The 16,679-nt window shown below is 73.5% G+C and carries 17 protein-coding genes and 2 pseudogenes; 14 read left to right on the top strand and 5 right to left on the bottom strand.

The window, feature by feature from the left end; genetic code table 11:
- The 7 genes from AB0O09_RS15285 to AB0O09_RS15255 all read left to right on the top strand — a co-directional run bounded on the left by AB0O09_RS15285 (position 1) and on the right by AB0O09_RS15255 (position 8,227).
- The gene (locus tag AB0O09_RS15285) at positions 1–3,027 is read left to right on the top strand and encodes a glycoside hydrolase family 38 C-terminal domain-containing protein (RefSeq protein WP_363542134.1); all 3,027 of its coding nucleotides are present in this window, start codon (positions 1–3) and stop codon (positions 3,025–3,027) included.
- Positions 3,028–3,156: 129 nt separating this feature from the next.
- Positions 3,157–3,282: a hypothetical protein gene (locus AB0O09_RS15280; RefSeq protein ID WP_363542133.1), complete on the top strand. Its 126-nt coding sequence runs from the start codon at positions 3,157–3,159 to the stop codon at positions 3,280–3,282.
- A 415-nt stretch (positions 3,283–3,697) separates the two neighbouring features.
- Complete coding sequence (locus tag AB0O09_RS15275) at positions 3,698–5,491, top strand: protein kinase (protein WP_363542132.1); 1,794 nt, start codon at positions 3,698–3,700, stop codon at positions 5,489–5,491.
- A 206-nt stretch (positions 5,492–5,697) separates the two neighbouring features.
- A complete protein-coding gene (locus AB0O09_RS15270; RefSeq protein ID WP_363542130.1) occupies positions 5,698–5,871 on the top strand; it encodes a hypothetical protein in 174 nt (57 codons plus the stop codon).
- Positions 5,872–5,957: 86 nt separating this feature from the next.
- The gene (locus tag AB0O09_RS15265; protein ID WP_363542129.1) at positions 5,958–6,698 is read left to right on the top strand and encodes an SDR family oxidoreductase; all 741 of its coding nucleotides are present in this window, start codon (positions 5,958–5,960) and stop codon (positions 6,696–6,698) included.
- A gap of 106 nt (positions 6,699–6,804) precedes the next feature.
- Positions 6,805–7,296, top strand: a complete 492-nt coding sequence (locus AB0O09_RS15260; protein WP_363542128.1) for an enoyl-CoA hydratase-related protein — start codon at positions 6,805–6,807, stop codon at positions 7,294–7,296.
- 106 nt (positions 7,297–7,402) lie between these two features.
- Positions 7,403–8,227: an SDR family oxidoreductase gene (locus AB0O09_RS15255; RefSeq protein ID WP_363542127.1), complete on the top strand. Its 825-nt coding sequence runs from the start codon at positions 7,403–7,405 to the stop codon at positions 8,225–8,227.
- 281 nt (positions 8,228–8,508) lie between these two features.
- On the opposite strand, the gene AB0O09_RS15250 is transcribed toward AB0O09_RS15255, so the two are convergent.
- Complete coding sequence (locus AB0O09_RS15250) at positions 8,509–8,916, bottom strand: NUDIX domain-containing protein (RefSeq protein WP_363542126.1); 408 nt, start codon at positions 8,914–8,916, stop codon at positions 8,509–8,511.
- Positions 8,917–9,076: 160 nt separating this feature from the next.
- On the opposite strand from AB0O09_RS15250, the gene AB0O09_RS15245 reads away from it, so the two are divergent.
- The gene (locus tag AB0O09_RS15245) at positions 9,077–9,430 is read left to right on the top strand and encodes a hypothetical protein (protein WP_344623480.1); all 354 of its coding nucleotides are present in this window, start codon (positions 9,077–9,079) and stop codon (positions 9,428–9,430) included.
- Between the two features lie 153 nt (positions 9,431–9,583).
- A complete protein-coding gene (locus AB0O09_RS15240; protein ID WP_363542125.1) occupies positions 9,584–10,246 on the top strand; it encodes a glyoxalase in 663 nt (220 codons plus the stop codon).
- Positions 10,247–10,409: 163 nt separating this feature from the next.
- Here AB0O09_RS15240 and AB0O09_RS15235 read toward each other — a convergent pair whose 3' ends face one another.
- Positions 10,410–11,513: a right-handed parallel beta-helix repeat-containing protein gene (locus tag AB0O09_RS15235; protein ID WP_363542124.1), complete on the bottom strand. Its 1,104-nt coding sequence runs from the start codon at positions 11,511–11,513 to the stop codon at positions 10,410–10,412.
- A gap of 614 nt (positions 11,514–12,127) precedes the next feature.
- On the opposite strand from AB0O09_RS15235, the gene AB0O09_RS15230 reads away from it, so the two are divergent.
- A complete protein-coding gene (locus AB0O09_RS15230; RefSeq protein WP_363542123.1) occupies positions 12,128–13,186 on the top strand; it encodes a methyltransferase in 1,059 nt (352 codons plus the stop codon).
- 92 nt (positions 13,187–13,278) lie between these two features.
- On the opposite strand, the gene AB0O09_RS15225 is transcribed toward AB0O09_RS15230, so the two are convergent.
- Entirely contained in the window at positions 13,279–13,503 is a 225-nt protein-coding gene (locus tag AB0O09_RS15225) for a hypothetical protein (RefSeq protein ID WP_363542122.1), read from the bottom strand.
- Positions 13,504–13,884: 381 nt separating this feature from the next.
- Here AB0O09_RS15225 and AB0O09_RS15220 point away from each other — a divergent pair, with 381 nt between their 5' ends.
- From AB0O09_RS15220 to AB0O09_RS15210, 3 genes are read left to right on the top strand one after another with little or no spacing between them, the layout of a single operon-like run.
- A complete protein-coding gene (locus AB0O09_RS15220; protein ID WP_363542121.1) occupies positions 13,885–14,418 on the top strand; it encodes a hypothetical protein in 534 nt (177 codons plus the stop codon).
- The gene (locus AB0O09_RS15215) at positions 14,411–14,974 is read left to right on the top strand and encodes a sigma-70 family RNA polymerase sigma factor (protein WP_363542120.1); all 564 of its coding nucleotides are present in this window, start codon (positions 14,411–14,413) and stop codon (positions 14,972–14,974) included. Before AB0O09_RS15220 ends, AB0O09_RS15215 begins: the two co-directional genes overlap by 8 nt.
- The gene (locus AB0O09_RS15210; protein ID WP_363542119.1) at positions 14,971–15,300 is read left to right on the top strand and encodes a hypothetical protein; all 330 of its coding nucleotides are present in this window, start codon (positions 14,971–14,973) and stop codon (positions 15,298–15,300) included. The genes AB0O09_RS15215 and AB0O09_RS15210 overlap by 4 nt, the downstream gene beginning before the upstream one ends.
- An 81-nt stretch (positions 15,301–15,381) precedes the next feature.
- On the opposite strand, the gene AB0O09_RS15205 is transcribed toward AB0O09_RS15210, so the two are convergent.
- Entirely contained in the window at positions 15,382–16,164 is a 783-nt protein-coding gene (locus tag AB0O09_RS15205; RefSeq protein ID WP_363542118.1) for an NAD(P)H-dependent oxidoreductase, read from the bottom strand.
- 139 nt (positions 16,165–16,303) lie between these two features.
- On the opposite strand from AB0O09_RS15205, the pseudogene AB0O09_RS15200 reads away from it, so the two are divergent.
- Positions 16,304–16,585 (top strand): annotated as a pseudogene (locus tag AB0O09_RS15200) (helix-turn-helix transcriptional regulator); the annotation flags it as partial.
- On the opposite strand, the pseudogene AB0O09_RS15195 reads toward AB0O09_RS15200, so the two are convergent.
- Positions 16,581–16,679, bottom strand: a pseudogene (locus tag AB0O09_RS15195) (IS481 family transposase); the annotation flags it as partial. The pseudogenes AB0O09_RS15200 and AB0O09_RS15195 overlap by 5 nt on opposite strands.

Here is a 16,679-nt window from a genome sequence, read left to right as displayed (position 1 = left end):
ATGCACGATGACCGCAACCTCGTCGAGTCCCGGCTCAAGCGCGTCCTGGAGGAGCGCATCCGGCCGGCCGTGTACCCCGAGTCGGTCCCGCTGGAGGTGTCGATCTGGACGGCTCCCGACGAGCCGGTGCCCGTGGCGGAGGGCCTGGCCGCGCCGCGCACCCCGATCGCGACCGGTGCGCGGTGGGGCGCGCCCTGGGGAACGAGCTGGCTGACCGTCTCCGGCACCGTCCCCGACGCCTGGGCGGGCCGGACGGTCGAGGCGCTGATCGACCTCGGGTTCGACGCCAACATGCCGGGCTTCCAGTGCGAGGGCCTGGTCTACCGGCCCGACGGCACCCCGGTGAAGGGCCTCAACCCGCGCAACCAGTGGGTGCGGATCGCCGCGCCCGCGGTGGGCGGGGAGGAGGTGCTGCTGCACGTCGAGGCCGCCTCCAACCCCGTGATCCTGGACTACCACCCCTTCCTGCCCACCGGGCTCGGCGACAAGGAGACCGCCGGGGAGCGGCCGCAGTACCGGCTGGAGCGGATCGACCTCGCGGTCTTCGACGAGGCGGTGTGGCAGCTGGTCGTCGACCTGGAGGTGCTCGGCGAACTGATGGCGGAACTCCCGGTCGAGGGCGCCCGCCGCTGGGAGATCCTCCGCGCGGTCGAACGGGCGCTCGACGCGGTCGACCTGCAGGACGTCAACGGCACCGCGGCCGTCGCCCGGCGCGAGCTGGAGGCGGTGCTCGCCTCGCCCGCCGAGCCGTCCGCGCACCTGATCAGCGCCGTCGGCCACGCCCACATCGACTCCGCCTGGCTGTGGCCGCTGCGCGAGACCGTCCGCAAGGTCGCCCGGACCACCGCCAACATGACCGCGCTGCTGGAGGACGAGCCCGACTTCGTCTTCACCATGTCCCAGGCCCAGCAGTACGCCTGGATCAAGGAGCACCGGCCCGAGGTCTACGCCCGGGTCAAGAAGGCGGTCGCACAGGGGCGGTTCGTCCCGGCCGGCGGCATGTGGGTGGAGTCCGACACCAACATGCCCGGATCCGAGGCGATGGCCCGTCAGTTCGTCCACGGCAAGCGCTTCTTCCTGGAGGAGTTCGGCATCGAGAACGAGGAGGCCTGGCTGCCCGACACCTTCGGCTTCGCCGGCGGGCTGCCGCAGATCATCAAGGCGGCCGGGTCCACACGGCTGCTGACCCAGAAGATCTCGTGGAGCCGGGTCAACACCTTCCCGCACCACACCTTCCTCTGGGAGGGCATCGACGGCACCCGGATCTTCACCCACTTCCCGCCCGTCGACACCTACAACTGCTCCATGCAGGGCGAGGAGATCGCCCACGCCGCCCGCAACTTCAAGGAGAAGGGCCGGGCCCGGCGCTCCCTCGCCCCGACCGGCTGGGGCGACGGCGGCGGCGGAACCACCCGCGAGATGGTCGCCAAGGCGGCACGCCTGCGGAACCTGGAGGGATCGGCCCGGGTGCGGTGGGAGCGGCCCGCCGAGTTCTTCGCGAAGGCGGAGCGCGAATACCCCGACCCGCCCGTCTGGACGGGCGAGCTCTACCTCGAACTGCACCGCGCCACGCTCACCAGCCAGGCCAGGACCAAGCAGGGCAACCGGGCGAGCGAGAACCTGCTGCGCGAGGCCGAACTGTGGTGCGCCACCGCGGCGGTACGGGCCCGGCTCCCGTACCCGTACGAGGAACTGGACCGGATCTGGAAGACCGTGCTGCTGCACCAGTTCCACGACATCCTGCCCGGCTCCTCGATCGCCTGGGTGCACCGGGAGGCCGAACGGACGTACGCCGCAGTGACGGAGGAACTGGCCGCGATCACCGCCCGGGCGCAGCGGGCGCTGGCCGGCGAGGGGGACGGCACCGTCGTCTTCAACGCCGCCCCGCACGAACGCGGGGGAGTGCCGGCCGGTGGCGCCCGGCCCGCGGCCCCCGCCGCCGGCGGCTGTACGGTCGAAGCCCGGCCGGACGGCGGCCACCTGCTGGACAACGGTCTGCTGCAGGTCGCCGTCGACGCGCGCGGGCTGGTGGTGTCGGTGCTGGACCGCGCCTCCGGCCGGGAGGCCCTCGCCCCCGGTGCGGCCGCCAACATGCTGCAGATCCACCCGGACTTCCCCACCATGTGGGACGCCTGGGACGTCGACTCCTTCTACCGCAACACCGTCACCGACCTGACCGCCCTGGACTCGCTGGAGGTCGCCGCCTCCGGGCCCGAGGCCGTCGCCGTCCGGGCGACCCGTACCTTCGGGTCCTCCCGGGCCGTCCAGACCGTCACCCTCACCGCCGGGTCCGGGCGGCTCGACCTCGACACCGAGGTCGACTGGCACGAGACCGAGAAGTTCCTCAAGGCCGCCTTCCCGCTCGACGTGCGCACCGACCGGTACGCCGCCGAGACCCAGTTCGGCCACCTGTACCGGCCGACCCACACCAACACCAGCTGGGAGGCGGCCAAGTTCGAGGCCTGCAACCACCGTTTCGTCCACCTGGAGGAGCCCGGCTGGGGCGTCGCCCTGGTCACCGCCTCCACCTACGGCCACGACGTGACCCGCACGGTACGCCCGGAGGACGGCGGCACCACGACCACCGCCCGGGTCTCCCTGCTGCGCGCCCCGCGCTTCCCCGACCCGCACACCGACCAGGGGCTGCACCGCTTCCGGCACGCGCTCGTCCCCGGTGCGGACGTCGGCGCGGCGGTCCGCGAGGGTTACCGGATCGGCCTGCCCGAACGGCGGGTTCCCGGGGCCGCGGAGGTCGCTCCGCTGATCACTCTCGACGACGACGCCGTGGTCGTCAGTGCGGTGAAGCTCGCCGACGACCGCAGCGGCGACGTCGTCGTCCGGCTGTACGAGTCCTGCGGCGGCCGGGCCCGCGTCCGCGTCGCGCCGGGCTTCGAGTACGCCCGGGTGGACCGCTGCGACCTCCTGGAGCGCCCGACGGGCGAGGGCGCGACAGAACTACGGCTCCGGCCCTTCGAGTTGGTCACCCTGCGGTTCGCGGTCGAGGGCGGCGGGGGTGAACCGGGCTGACGGGGACCGGCGTTCGCCGGCCGCGGCCGGGACCTCCGCGCGATCGGATCACGGGATCGACGGTTTGCAGGATGCCCGGGCCGTCGGCGGAACCGATCCGACGAAGCGTCAACCATGGCGGAAACAGCCGTGATCCTTCGAAAGATCGCCTCGGGTGCAACCGCCCTCGGCCTGGCCGCCGCAGGCCTCGTCCTGAGCGCGCCGGGCGCCTCCGCGGGCGCCTACGGCAGCGTCGGGGGCGTCCACTGCTGCTGACCGCTGACCGCTGACCGCTGACCGACCCGCTCCGCCGCTCGCTCGGACATGCCGGCCGGGGCGGTGTTTCCCGATTCAGAACCCGAGGGAAGTCGGTCCGCTCGGGTCCGGGTCGGGAACGTCGGCGACGGAGCGACCGGCGGGCCAGGTCCGGCGTGACGTCGATCTCGTTGTCCCAGGAGCAGACCTCCAGCCACGACAGGCGGCCGGACGTGGCGAAGAGGAGGACTTCTCCGGGGCAGCTGCCGTCCTCGGTGCGGATGAGCGCCTCGACGGCCACTCCCGTGCCGGGTTCGGTGGGCGCCGGCCGGACCGCGGCCTCGTCGAGGTCGACAACAGATTGTTCGTCATCTGGCACACTGAGCCCGCCAATTGACGATCTGTTGGCGAAGGGTCGGGGGACGAGGGGATCGGCATGTGGGGTCGGGGGACCGTGCTCGGTGGGCGCTACACGCTCACCGACCGGGTCGGGGTCGGCGGGATGGGCGAGGTCTGGCGCGCCGACGACGGAGTGCTGAAGCGGCGGGTCGCCGTCAAGATCATGCAGCCGGGGCTGCTGGCGGACCGCAGCTTCACCGAGCGGTTCAGGCGCGAGGCGCGAATCCTCGCCACTCTCCGGCACCCGGGCATCGTCCACGTGCACGACTACGCCGAGCCGGCCGACGGCTCGGACGAGCAGATCGCCTACATCGTCATGGAGTTCATCGACGGGAGGCCGCTGAACTCCGTCCTGGCCGACGAAGGCCCCATGGTGCCCGCTCGGGCGCTCGGCATCCTGGCCGACGCGCTGGACGCGCTGCACGCCGCGCACCAGCAGGACATCGTGCACCGCGACCTGAAGCCGTCCAACCTGATGGTGCGCAGCGACGGCGGCGTGACGGTGACCGACTTCGGCATCGCCCACGCGATGGCCGGGACGAAGATCACCACCACCAACTCGGTGCTCGGCACCGCCCTCTACATCGCTCCCGAGCAGGCCGACGGCAAGCCCACCACCCCCCTCTGCGACCTGTACTCGATCGGGGTGGTCTGCTTCGAACTGCTCACCGGCCGAGTGCCGTTCACCGGAGAGACGGTGCTGGAGATCGTGCTCAAGCACATCCAGCAGCCTCCGCCCCGACTGTCCGAGGAGTTCCCGCGGGCCGTGCGCGACTTCGTCGCCACCGCTCTCGCCAAGGATCCGGCGCAGCGCTTCCCCGACGCTGGCGCGATGGCTGCCGCCGCCCGTGCGGCGGCCGCCCGGCCGGGTGCCGGGCAGGCGGTCCGCGAACCCACCGTGTTCGCCACCGTGCCCGAGCCCCTCCCGCGGGATGCGTCGCAGGCCGATACTCCCCGCCCCGCTGCCGCCGAGCCCCCGCAGCGGCGGCGCAGCCGACTGATCGTCCCGATCGTCATCCCGGTGGTGATCTCGGTCGGGGTCGGCAGTGTGGTTCTGATCGAGCAGGCCCCGTGGCAGTCCCGCGCACAGGGGGCCGGGCCGCAGCCCACGGCGGCGGCGCCGTTCAGCCCGGGCGCCGCGTCGGCGGGGACGGGCGGCCCGGGCGGTACCGGCGAGGCGCCGCCGTCGGGCAGCGCCACCGGCACGCGGACCGCGCCGGGCCAGCAGCCGGGCGATCCGGCGCCGGACCAGGGCGGCGTCGGCGCGGACGGTGCCGCGGGCGGTGGTGCCGCGGGCGGTGCCGGCGCGGGCACCGGTACGGGCGGGGGTGCCACCAACACCGGGGGAGCCGTCCCGCCGCCGGCCAGGACCCCGGCCACCACGGCACCCGCGGCCACCCCGGCGCAGACCGGGCCGCCCCAGGGCTGCGGCGGCACCGGCTGGGGCCACATCACCGGGGTCGGCAGCGGCCAGCGGCTGGGGCTCGCCGCCCCGGGCCTGGCCGGCGGGACGAGCGCGGTGGTGGGCCGCAACACGTCCTACGGCTGGATCCGTTCGGCCCCCGACCCCGGCGGCTGGTACAGCCTCTACCCCTGCAACATGAGCAAGCCGGGACTCGTCCAGAACGGCAGCAACGTCGAACTCTCCTCGGGCTTCAGCGTCACGTACCGCTGGACGGTGAGCAGTGCCCCCACCCAGGGCGCCGTCTACCTCAAGGACTACAGCAGCTCCACCTGCCTGACCGACAACGGCGCGGGCAGCGCCGCCACCATGCAGACCTGCACGCCGGGCAACCGGTCGCAGCAGTGGTTCATCCCTCCGTCGGGCTGAGCAACGTGCCGCTCGCCGGGCCGGGGCGTCGCTGCCGCTGCCCGGGTGGCGGCCGGTGCTGCCGCCCCGGGCGCCCGCCGGGGTGCCGGTGGTGGTCGGCGGGGGCCACGGAACCGGTGCCCGGCTTCGGACCCCTGGCTTGCGGGTGCGGCCGGGGGACGGTTCTCCTGGGTGGGGGACGTGTTCCCGTCCGGCGCGGGGTGGACGTGAGCGAGGTGTTCCACGACGTCCCGGGCGTCTTCCACCGCGCCGGGACGCGGGAACGTGCTGACGGACCGGCACCCGAGCACGCGGACCACGGTTCCTTCGCGTCGTTCGGCGACCCGGACGGCAACGGCCGGTTGCTCCAGGAGATCAAGACACGCCTGCCCGGCCGCTGACGAGGACCGGCCGGCGTCCGTGACCTGCGACGGCGCGCGGACCCGAACGGCCGCCCGTGTGCGGGAGGCCGAGGAGGAGTGCGGACGTGACAACCCCGATGCGCGAGCCCGAACTGCTCGGCCGGACCGTCGTCGTCATCGGCGGCAGCGCCGGCATCGGGCTGGAGACGGCCAGGCGCGCCCGGACCGAGGGCGCCGAGATCGTCCTCGTCGGCCGCGATCCCGGCCGACTGGAGCGCGCCGCCGGAGAGCTCGGCGCGCAGCGCACCGCGGCGTTCGACGCCACCGATCCCGCGGCCCTGGCGGCGTTCTTCCAGGACCTGCCGGCCCCGATCGACCATGTGATGGTGACGGCCGGCGGCCCGAGCTACGGGCCCCTGCTCGACATGAGCGCCACCGAGGTGCGGGACGCGATCAGTGATCACGCGGTGCTGCAGCTCGAGGTCGCGCGCAACGCCGTGGGCCGGACGAGACCCGGGGGCAGCCTGGTGTTCATGGGCGGTACCGGAGCACGGCGGGTCGGCCGGGGCCTCGGGGTCGCCTCCGCCGCCACCAACGCGCTGCCCCCGTTCACCGCGGCCCTCGCACTCGAACTCGCACCGGTGCGCGTCAACCTCATCGCCGCAGGCTTCGTCGACACCCCGCTCTCGGCCTCGCTGCTGGGCGACCGGATCGAGGAACGGCGCGCCGAGCTGCGTGCGACGCTGCCGATCGGCCGCGTCGTCGGACCCGCGGACGTCGCGGCGCTGGCCGTCCACCTCATGGTCAACACGGCACTGACCGGCGGGACCTACGACATCGACGGCGGGCAGCAGTTCGTCTCGTGACGAACACGCCGACAGCAACGGAGGCGACATGACTGCGGAACAGTTCCACGTCGCCGAAGTCTCCCCTCCTACTGGCGGGTGACCTTCGACAACGGCCCGGTCGGCCATGGACCCGGACACGCTCGACCAGCTCGACCAGCTCGGCGCGCTCGTCGGGCGCATCGGTCAGTTCGAGGTCGGTGTCGGTGCCGTCCCCGGTGGCGGGCCCATGGCACGGCTCGGACGGCTGGTCGGCCGGGGCCGCGCCCTGGAGGTCCTGCTCGGCGGCGACGACGTACCCGCCGACCTGGCCGCCCAGTACGGCTACGTCAACCGCCTCGTCCCGGATGCCGAGATCGAGGAGTTCACCGACACGTTCGCGCGCCGCATCGCGGCCTTCGACAAGGTGGCCGTCACCGGGACCGAGGAACTGGTCGACGTGGCCACCCTGCCCGAGGACGGCGAATTCGCTCCCGGTCCCAGGGCGTACTTCGCCACGGCCGGGCGCCCGGAACACCGGCCGTTCGTCCGGCGTCTGCCGGAGAACGGCCTGCAGCAGCCCGACGGCATCGAGGAGGACCTCGGCGCCGCCGTCGGACGGCTGCGACAGCAGCCGTGAACACGGCCACGCGGGGTGTCCCCCCGTGCGGGGCCGCCGGAGTTCCGGTCTGATGGATCTGCCGGGTCAGGACACCCGTGCACACCCCGGTAGGGAGGCACCAGCTGTGACCACGCCGACAGGAGACAGCGCCGCGGACACCGACTCGGACCTGGCCGGACAGACCGTCGTGGTCACCGGAGCCGGGCGCGGCATCGGACTCGCGATCACCGAGGCCTTCCTCGCCGCGGGCAGCCAGGTCGTCGCGGGATCGCGCCACCGCACCGACGCCCTCGACGCGCACCTGGAGCGGGGCGCGGACCTCACCGTCGTGGAGGTCGACCTGGCGACGCCGGACGGACCGGCCGCGCTGGTCGCCGAGGCCGCCGCGCTCCACGGCGGCGTCGACGTGCTGGTGAACAACGTCGGGGCTGTGCGCCCGCGGGTGGACGGCTTCCTGAGCGTGACGGACGAGGACTGGGACTGGGCCCTGACCGTCAACCTGATGGCCGCCGTCCGCGCCACCCGGGCCGCGCTGCCGCACCTGCTCGCCTCCGGCGCGGGCCGGATCGTCACCGTCTCCTCGGTCAACGCCCGGCTGCCGGACCCGCTGGTCATCGACTACGGCGCCGCCAAGGCCGCGCTGACCAACTTCTGCAAGGCCCTGTCCAAGGAGGTCGGGCCGCGCGGTGTCCGGGTGAACACGGTCGGTCCCGGCCCGGTCGAGACGGCGCTGTGGCAGGGCACCGACGGCGTGGCCGCCACGGTCGGGCAGGCGCGCGGCGTCGACCCCGGCGACGTGGCCCGTGCCGCCGCGGCCCAGTCGCCCACCGGCCGCTTCACCCGTCCGTCGGAGGTCGCGGACCTGGTGGTGTTCCTCGCCGGCCCCGGCGCGGCGAACATCACGGGCGCCGACTTCGTCGTCGACGGCGGCCTCGTCGACTCCCTCTGAGCTCCGACTTCCGAGCTCCGACTTCCAAGCTCTGAGTCCCTCCGGCTGCGGTCCGGTGCGACGGGGCTCACGCATCGTCGCGCGCACTCGGGTGCTTGGGCCACCGTCCACCCGCACACCACCGGGCTGCGGCGGTGCCGGCCCCCCGGCCGCGTCCCGGACGTCGACCTGCCCGCGCTGCGCGCCGAGGCGGCGGCCTCGCGCGACCGCATCCTGCGCGCGGCGACCGGCTGACGCCGGACGACGTCCGCCGGTGGGGTCCCGCACGCGACCGGGCGCCCTCAGGGCAGCCGGCCGGAGGCGTGCAGCAGGTCGAACACCATCCGGTCCACGGCCGAGACCCGCGCACGGTCGTCGTACCCGAACCAGTCCAACTCCGCGATCTCGCCGGAGGCGACCAGCGCACCGGTGTGCTCGGCGGTGTAGCAGATCATCCGGAACCCGGTGCTGCCGTCGGAATCCCTCCGCGTCTCGAAGGTGGCGGCGTGCACCATGGTGGCGGTGTCGATCCGGGCCCGTAACTCCTCGTCGACCTCGCGCGCCAGGGTCTCGGCATCGGACTCACCCGGCTCCCGCTTCCCGCCGGGGAAGTAGAAGACGTCCACACCCCGGTCGCGCGTCACCAGCACCCGGCCGCCGCGCACCAGAACCCAGGCCACCTTCTCCGGAACGACCTCGACCGTCTCCACGCCCGGACCCCACCCATCCGCAGCGACGCGACAACCGGGCCGATGCGCCCGTCGCACCCTTCGCGTCCGCAGAGGCTGCTGACGGTATGACGGTTGTCATGCCGTCAGCAGGGCAGGGGACACTGCCGAGCGGGCGTCGCGGCCCCGTACGGTGGTGCCCATGACGAAGAACGAAGGGCGCGATGCCCGGCGGACGGACTTCCGGGTCAGCATCATCGGCGGCCACCGCCTGGGCGGTGCGGTGATCCAGGAGCGGACGTTGACCGCGTCCCTGGTCGGCGGCGCCGACATCGACCTGACCGATGTGGACATCCCGGACGGTGCGGAGATCCGGATCACCAAGCTGAGCCTGGTCGGGGGCGTGCGGCTGCGGGTCCGCCCCGACGTGCGGGTGAAGGTCGGCGGCCTCCGCCTCGGCGGGGTGAGCGACGACGGTCCGAGCGAGCCCGGTGGCCCGACCGTCCGGGTCGACGCCTGGGGGCTGGTCGGCGGCGTGCGCGTCGAGCGGGACTGAGACGGCCGGACGAGGCCCCGGTGCCGGTGGGCGTCTCCCCGCCGGGCCGGGCGCCCGGTGTCCAGGGGCGGTCCGGCCGGGGCGCGACCGCAGCGCAGGACCGGTCAGGATCGGAGAAGCCCCGGCGGTCGCCCACCCCCTAGCGTGGTGGTCATGGCAACCACCACTTCTCCTGCAACCGACACGGCCCTCGCGACCGTCACCGTCGAGGTGACCGACCTGGAGGCCGCCCACCGCTTCTACAGCGCCTTCGGCGTGGACACCCTGGTCCGCCTCCGGGCGTCCGAGGCTCCCTCGACCGGATTCCGCGGCTTCACCCTGGCGCTCACCGTCTCCGGGCCCGCCACCGTCGACGGCTTCGTCAGCGCCGCCGTGGACGCCGGTGCCACGGTGCTGAAGCCCGCCACGAAGTCCCTGTGGGGCTACGGCGGCGTCGTCCGGGCCCCGGACGGGACGATCTGGAAGATCGCGACCTCGGCGAAGAAGGACACCGGCCCCGCCACCCGCGAGATCGACGAGTTCGTCCTGCTGATCGGCGTCGAGGACGTGAAGGCCACCAAGCAGTTCTACGTCGACCGGGGCCTCACCGTGGCCAAGAGCTTCGGCGGCAAGTACGCCGAGTTCGCCCCCGGCGGGGCCGGCCCCGTGAAGCTGGCGCTGTACAAGCGCCGCGCCCTCGCCAAGGACCTCGGCGTCCCCGCCGACGGCACCGGCTCGCACCGCATCGCACTCGGCGGCACCACCGCCGACACCTTCACCGACCCGGACGGGTTCGCCTGGGAGGCCGCCGTGCCGTCCGCCCCGACGTCGTCCTGACGTCCTGCCCGGCCCTGCCCGGCCCGGGGGCGCACCTGCCCCCGGGGCCGTCCTCCGGCCCGTTCCCCGGCCCTTTCCCACCGGCAGCGACCGGCGGCGTCGAGGACGGAGTGCCCCGCATGCGGCTCCTCCGCCCGGCCGGACCGCCGGGACGTGCCGGTGGTCAGCAGCGGCCGGCGGGTTCGGAGATCGCGCAGTGGTTGCGGTCGAAGAGGTTCGTGCTGTCGCCCTCGCGGTCGACCAGGTCGGCGGGGGAGTTGCCGACGGCGTGGTTGGTCACGACGGAGTTCCGGGTGTTGTCCACGCCGACCAGGCTGTGGAAGAACACGATGCCACCGGACATCGGTGAGTCGCCCACGTTGTCGCTGACCTGGTTGTCCGTCACCGACACCTCCTCGGCACCGGTGAGGAGGATGCCCGTCCCCTGGATGTGGGGGAGCCGCCCGGCGGCCGGGCAGTACTTGTTGTTGGCGACGACCCGGTTGCGGGCGACGCTCAGCCGGCCCGCCCGGGGCACCGTCTCGTCACCGACGACGAAGACGCCGCCGCAGTTGCCCCGGACGTCGTTCTGTTCGACGTTGAGGTTGCGCAGACGGCGGACGGCGACGCCGATCCGGTTGTCGGTGAGCCGGTTGCCGCTGACCACGGTGCCGGCGGTGTCGATCGCGCCGCCGCTGCTGTCGCCCTCGGGGTCCACGATGTTGGCGAGGAAGATGCCGTACTGGCCGTTGCCGGTCGCCTCGTTGCCGAAGATCACGGCCCGGGTCGACTTCTCCTGGCTGATGCCGTGCTGGCCGTTGCCGCGGAGGTGGGCGGCGCGCACGGTCATGCCGTCGGTCGCGGTGGCGTCGATGCCGTTCTTCCGGAAGCCGGCGACGGCGAGGTCTTCGACGGTGACACCGCCGAGCGGGTTCCGGTCGGTGCCGACGACGCAGATGCCGTGCCCGGCAGCGGCGCAGACGGTGTCGCCGGCGGTGCCGTCGGCGGCGTCACCCGGGGTGATGACGCTGTTCGGACCGGCGCCGCGAAGGGTGAGACCGGCGGTGGTGATCCGGACGCTGCCGCGGTAGGTGCCCGGCAGCAGTTGGACGGTGTCGCCGGGGCCGGCCGCGTCGACGGCCTGCTGGATCGACTGGCCCGGCTGGACCACGTGCAGGCCGCCGGCCGCATGGGCCGACGGCGCCGCACCCAGAGTGGCCAGGACGGTGGTGAGGGTGGTGGCGGCGGCAGTGGCCGCGGCGAGGTGATGGACCCGTCGCGTGGGCATCTGTGTGACCTGCTTTCTTGCCGCGCTCTCGGGGATGCCGGCGCGGTGACACGGTGCGCGGAATGGGTTGCGGCCGCTGCGGCGGCCAGCCGGATCGACGCTATGGGCGCCGCCCGGGGCCCGCCACCAGGGCTGGACCGTGGGGCTGACGATGTGTCGGCCGACGGTGTGAGCGCGGTCGCCGGGCAGGCCGGGCGGATGCGGTTCACGGGGGGCTCCACCCGGTCCGGGCGGCCTGCGGCGGGCCACTTTCGGCGTAGTCGGGAGTACGGGCGGGTCGTTCGACGGTCACGCTGGGAAGGCCCACGTCGGGAGACGACCGGCGCACGGCCGCCACCCGCTCGTGTCGCGCCGCCACATCCGGTGAGGCATCCCCGCGGCCACCGTCCGGAGATTCCGCCGGCTCAAGCCGGGTGCGTCCGCTCGCGCTGACCGGCACGGCGGCAGGACCGGGAACCGCTCATCGGGACCGCACCGCAATCGTGGCGGCCCCGTGATCGCCCTGGTGTCGGACCGTTACTGCCGGTGACCACCCGTGTGATCCGTCATCGAACAACTCGGATGCGCCGCGCCCGAGGCACGAGCAGCCGCTGTTCACACCAAGGAGAAGCCAAGTGCAGAACCGTGAGGTCCAAGAAGAGCGTGTCCTTCCGGACGCCCGCGAGGGCGCGGCCGAGCGCCCGCAGCAGAGGATGATGGATCTGCTGCACGGCGCCCTCGTCGCCCAACTTCTCGTGGTGGCAGCCGAGTTCGACATAGCGGAGCTCCTGGCGGACGGGCCGGTGCCGGTGTCGGAGCTCGCCCGCCGGTGCGGGGCGCACCCGCAGGCACTGCGCCGGGTGTTACGGGCGCTGGCCGCCCAGAAGATCTTTCGAGAGGTGGAGCCCGAGATGTTCGCCCTGACCCCGTTGGCCGAGACACTGCGCGCGGAGGTGCCCGGGTCGGTGCGGAACTGGGTCAGGTTCTGGGGTCTGCCCGAGAAGCTTCAGGCCATCAACTCGCTGTCGTACTCGGTGCGCACGGGCCGTCCGACGTTCCCGCACGTGCACGGTACGGACTGGTGGTCACACCTGGCCGCCCACCCGGAGCAGGCCGAACTCTTCAACGACGCGATGGGCGACATGGCCCGGCGGACCCACGCCGCGGCCGTGGAGAACTGCGACCTGACCGGCGTGGCGCAGGTGGTCGATGTCGGCGGCGGACAGGGGCACCTGCTCGCCACGATCCTGCCGCGCTACCCGGAGCTGCGGGCCACCCTGCTGGACCAGCCGGCCGTGGTCCGGGGCGCGAAGGCGGTGCTGGAGGCGGCGGGCGTCGCCGACCGGGTCGACGTGGTCGGCGGGGACTTCTTCGACAGCGTGCCGCACGGCGCGGACGCCTACCTCCTGTCGATGATCCTGCACGACTGGGACGACCGGCAGTGCGTGGCGGTGCTCGGCAGCATCCGGCGGGCGATGGCACCGGATGCCCGGGTCATCGTCATCGACGCCATCATGCCGGAGGACGACGCACCGCACGACGGCAGGCTGCGGGACACCGTCATGATGGCGCTGCACCCCGGCCGGGAGCGGACCGAGGCGGAGTTCACCGCGCTGTTCGCCGCCGCGGGCCTGCGGCACGTCGCGACCACCGGGCTGGCCTCCTCGACAGGCCTGCTGGTCGCCCGGTCCTGACGGAGCCCGTGGCCGGTGCGCTGCGGCAGGCCCTGCCTCGCCGGTCGGTGACGGGAAGCGCCGTAGGAGGACGCCGTCCTCAGGACCGGCGGCTACGGGGTACTGCCGCCCTGCAGCACCCGGGCCCGGTCCTGCCCGGGCAGGTCTTCGAGGCCTGACCGCCGGAGCAGCTCGGCCCGGGCCGCACCGATCGCTTCGAACCGTGCGGCGAACGCGCCGGGGTGCCGTGCGCCGAGTCGGGAGAAGACCGCCTCCGATTCGGAGAGCAGCTCCAGGGCGCCCTCGGCGTCGTCCTCCTCGCGGTAACAGGCGGCCATCGAGCCGGTCCTCGCCCACGTCGTTCGAGTCGCCCATGGACGTCCCCTCCCCGGCTCGCGCCGTTCGCAGGCGCGGTGGCAGCACTGCGGGCGGTCCGCGACACGGAATCGGCGGGGCACCGGACCGTGACGACGCCATCGCGCGCCACGCGCGGTGTCCGCCGGATCACGACACCGGAGATCATGCCGGCGACCCCGCCGGAGTCCGTACCGATCCACCCGCGACGGCGGCCTCCGCCGGGGTTGAGCAGGTGTACTCATGCAGGGCGGTTCGGGTGGCGGGCAAGGTGGTTGCGTCGGGCAGGCGCCCGGCGCCGGCCCGGTCGTCCGACCCGAGGGGATGACGTGAACGTTCCGCCCGCGTAAGGTCCACCGCCGCCCGTGTACCGTCCCGTGTCGCGCCGGCCGGCCGAGATCGCCTTCGGCGTCGTCTCCGGGCTGCTCCTGCTCGGCGGCACGACGGTGACTGCGGGGTCGTCGTTCGTGATGCTCTTCGTTCCCGACGGCTGCGGATCCTCGCCCGTGTCGGGCCGGCGCGTCTGCGACGGGACGGGCTACCTGGAGGTCGTGGCGGCGCCCCGGGTCTCGCTGGTCGCGGCCGTACTGCCGGCCGGACCCGGCAGCGCACGGGCGCGGCGCCGCGGCCGGACACCGTGGCCCGCCCTGTTCCCGGCGGTGCTCGTCCACCCGGCCGGCCTCGGCTTCGTCCACACCTCCGTCCGGGGACAGGCCGCTCCCGGACCGATGCCGATGCCGAATCCTTTTTCAGGGACCGCCCCTCTTATGCACGTACGGAGGAACGTCGGAGAGGACCGGGAGGTCGCCGTGATCATCGGAATCGCTGCTGTCGCCGCACTGGTGGTGCTGTGCACCTGCATGCTCGTGCTGCGCAGGCGGAGGAACGGACGTGGCTGACCGGACCGGCCACTGGCCGGGTGAGCAGCTGATCGTCTCGGCACAGGGCGGTGACCTCGACTCGCTCACCGCCCTGGTGTCGGGCGCGCACCCGAACGTGCGGCGGTTCGCGCACTCCCTGTGCGCCACGCCCGAGGACGCCGAGGACGCGGCCCAGGAGGCACTGATCATCCTGTACCGCAAGATCGGTACGCTCCGGGCCTCCGGCGCACTGGCCTCGTGGATGTTCCGCATCGTGCGCAACGAGTGCCTCCGGCACGCACGGGCGGTGCTGCGCGATCCGGTGCCTCCGCGGGACGGCTCCGTGCTGTCGGCCGAGGACGAGGTCCTGCAGCGGCTGGAGGCCGGCCGGGTGGCGGCGGCGATCGCCGCCCTCCCCGCCGATCAGCGCCGACTGCTCGTCATGCGCGACATCCAGGGCCTCAGCGGACAGACGGTCGCCGAGGCGCTCGGCCTGAGCACTCCGGCGATGAAGTCGCGGCTGCACCGGGCCCGCGCAGCACTGCGGCAGACGCTGCAGGCCTCACCCGACCTGACATCCGGGAGGACGCGATGACCGCAGTCACCGACGGCACCGGTTACGCGAGCCGGTCCCTGCCCCGGCACCTGGTGCGCGGCGTGGTCGGATTCGGCTCGCTGATCGGCGCGTTCGCCCTCGTGCCGCTGATCGGGCCGGTCGGCCTGGTCCTCCTGCCGGTCGGCGTCGTCGCCCTGCGCGGATGCCCGATGTGCTGGACCGTCGGACTGGTGCAGACCGTCTCGCAGGGCCGCCTGCGGCGTTCCTGCACCGACGGCCGGTGCACCCTGGCCGTCGCCGCGCCCGACGGCACCCGGGGTGCCGCCAGGTCCGCCGGGCCGCGGAAGCACGGGGAGGGGGTGTAGCCGATCGAGGGGGCGGAGGCCCCTGTCCGTCGAACGGGGTGCCGGGGCCGGGTCGGCCCCGGCCCCGCGCGCCCGAGCCCGTCAGCGGCCGCGTACGTGCAGCCCGAAACCCGTGCGGCCCTCGGGCTCCAGTCCCTCCTTCAGGTGCAGTGAGGGGATCTCGTAGTCACCGAAGTTCTGCCGCCGGAACGCGATCGGCTCGGTCGACTCCAGGGTCAGCAGGCGCTGCCTCCAGTCCTCGGCGACCTGCGGGTAGTCCTCCGCGCGCATCCGGTCGGTGCCGTACAGCACGAACGGCGGCAGCACCTCGATGCCCGGGTAGTAGAGGATGCCGTGCTGGATCGGGAACAGCAGGTCGTCGATGGGCCCGTTGATCCCGCGAGCGGCGTAGTGCGACTCCGGGCCGCCGGTGGTGACGGACAGCAGCGCCCTCCGGCCCGCGAGGGTGCCCTCGCCGAAGCGATCGCCGTACCGGGTGTCACCGTGCTCGCCGACGCCGTACGCGAAGCGGTAGGTGAAGACCCGGTCCACCCAGCCCTTGAGGATCGCGGGGACGGTGTACCACCACAGCGGGAACTGGAAGATGATCGTGTCGGCCCACAGCAGCTTCTCCTGCTCGGCGAGGACGTCCGGGGTGAGCGCCCCGGCGTCGAAGGCCCGGCCCGAGTCCAGGGCGACCTTCAGCGGACGTGAGGCGTGGGAGCCGTAGTCCGAGGCGTCCACGACCGCCTTCCACTTCATCGCGTACAGGTCGCTCACCCGCACCTCGTGGCCGGCGCCCTCCAGGGTGGACACCGCGAGGTCCTTCAGCGAGCCGTTGAGCGACTCCGGCTCGGGGTGGGCATGGACGATCAGCGTCTTCACGGGAACTCCTTCGGATCGGATGCCCCAGATCCTGGGCGCTGCGGCGCCCGGCGTTCAGGGACGGCTCTTCCGTCGGACGGGACTTCCTGGTAGTCGCAGGGCCACCCTCGCGGGCGACGCCGGAGGCCATACTGGGCCCATGGACGATCTTGCGGGCTTTCTGCGGACCCGGCGGTCACGGGTCGACCCGGCCGCCGCCGGCATCCCCACCGACAGCCGCCGCCGCGTCGAAGGGCTGCGCCGCGAAGAGGTCGCGCACCTGTCCGGGGTCAGCGTCGACTACTACGTCCGCCTGGAGCAGGGCCGTGCGACCCAGCCCTCCGAGCAGGTCCTCGACGCGCTCGCCCGCGTCCTCAACCTCGACGGGACCGAACGCGAGCACCTCGACCGGCTCGCCCGGCAGCGCCGCCGCCGCGCTAAGTGTTCTGACCCGTGAGGTTGGGGACGCGGCTGGCGGGTGGCTTGCCTGCGAGTGCGGTGTGTCCGCGGTGGTGATTGTAGGTGTGGAGCCAGTC

It is taken from the genome of Kitasatospora sp. NPDC093679 (genome assembly GCF_040683455.1).
Classification (GTDB): Bacteria; Actinomycetota; Actinomycetes; order Streptomycetales; family Streptomycetaceae; genus Kitasatospora; species Kitasatospora arboriphila.
The sequence above is the reverse complement of the archived record's forward strand: the minus strand, read 5'-3'. Positions and strand labels throughout refer to the sequence as shown.

What these genes read in the sequence shown, in the direction of transcription:
- AB0O09_RS15260 (WP_363542128.1), top strand. Translation starts at nt 6,805, where the DNA reads ATGGACCCGGACACGCTCGACCAGCTCGACCAGCTCGGCGCGCTCGTC.
- AB0O09_RS15235 (WP_363542124.1), bottom strand. Translation starts at nt 11,513, where the DNA reads ATGCCCACGCGACGGGTCCATCACCTCGCCGCGGCCACTGCCGCCGCC.
- AB0O09_RS15210 (WP_363542119.1), top strand. Translation starts at nt 14,971, where the DNA reads ATGACCGCAGTCACCGACGGCACCGGTTACGCGAGCCGGTCCCTGCCC.
- AB0O09_RS15285 (WP_363542134.1), top strand. Translation starts at nt 1, where the DNA reads ATGCACGATGACCGCAACCTCGTCGAGTCCCGGCTCAAGCGCGTCCTG.
- AB0O09_RS15275 (WP_363542132.1), top strand. Translation starts at nt 3,698, where the DNA reads ATGTGGGGTCGGGGGACCGTGCTCGGTGGGCGCTACACGCTCACCGAC.
- AB0O09_RS15240 (WP_363542125.1), top strand. Translation starts at nt 9,584, where the DNA reads ATGGCAACCACCACTTCTCCTGCAACCGACACGGCCCTCGCGACCGTC.
- AB0O09_RS15225 (WP_363542122.1), bottom strand. Translation starts at nt 13,503, where the DNA reads ATGGCCGCCTGTTACCGCGAGGAGGACGACGCCGAGGGCGCCCTGGAG.
- AB0O09_RS15245 (WP_344623480.1), top strand. Translation starts at nt 9,077, where the DNA reads ATGACGAAGAACGAAGGGCGCGATGCCCGGCGGACGGACTTCCGGGTC.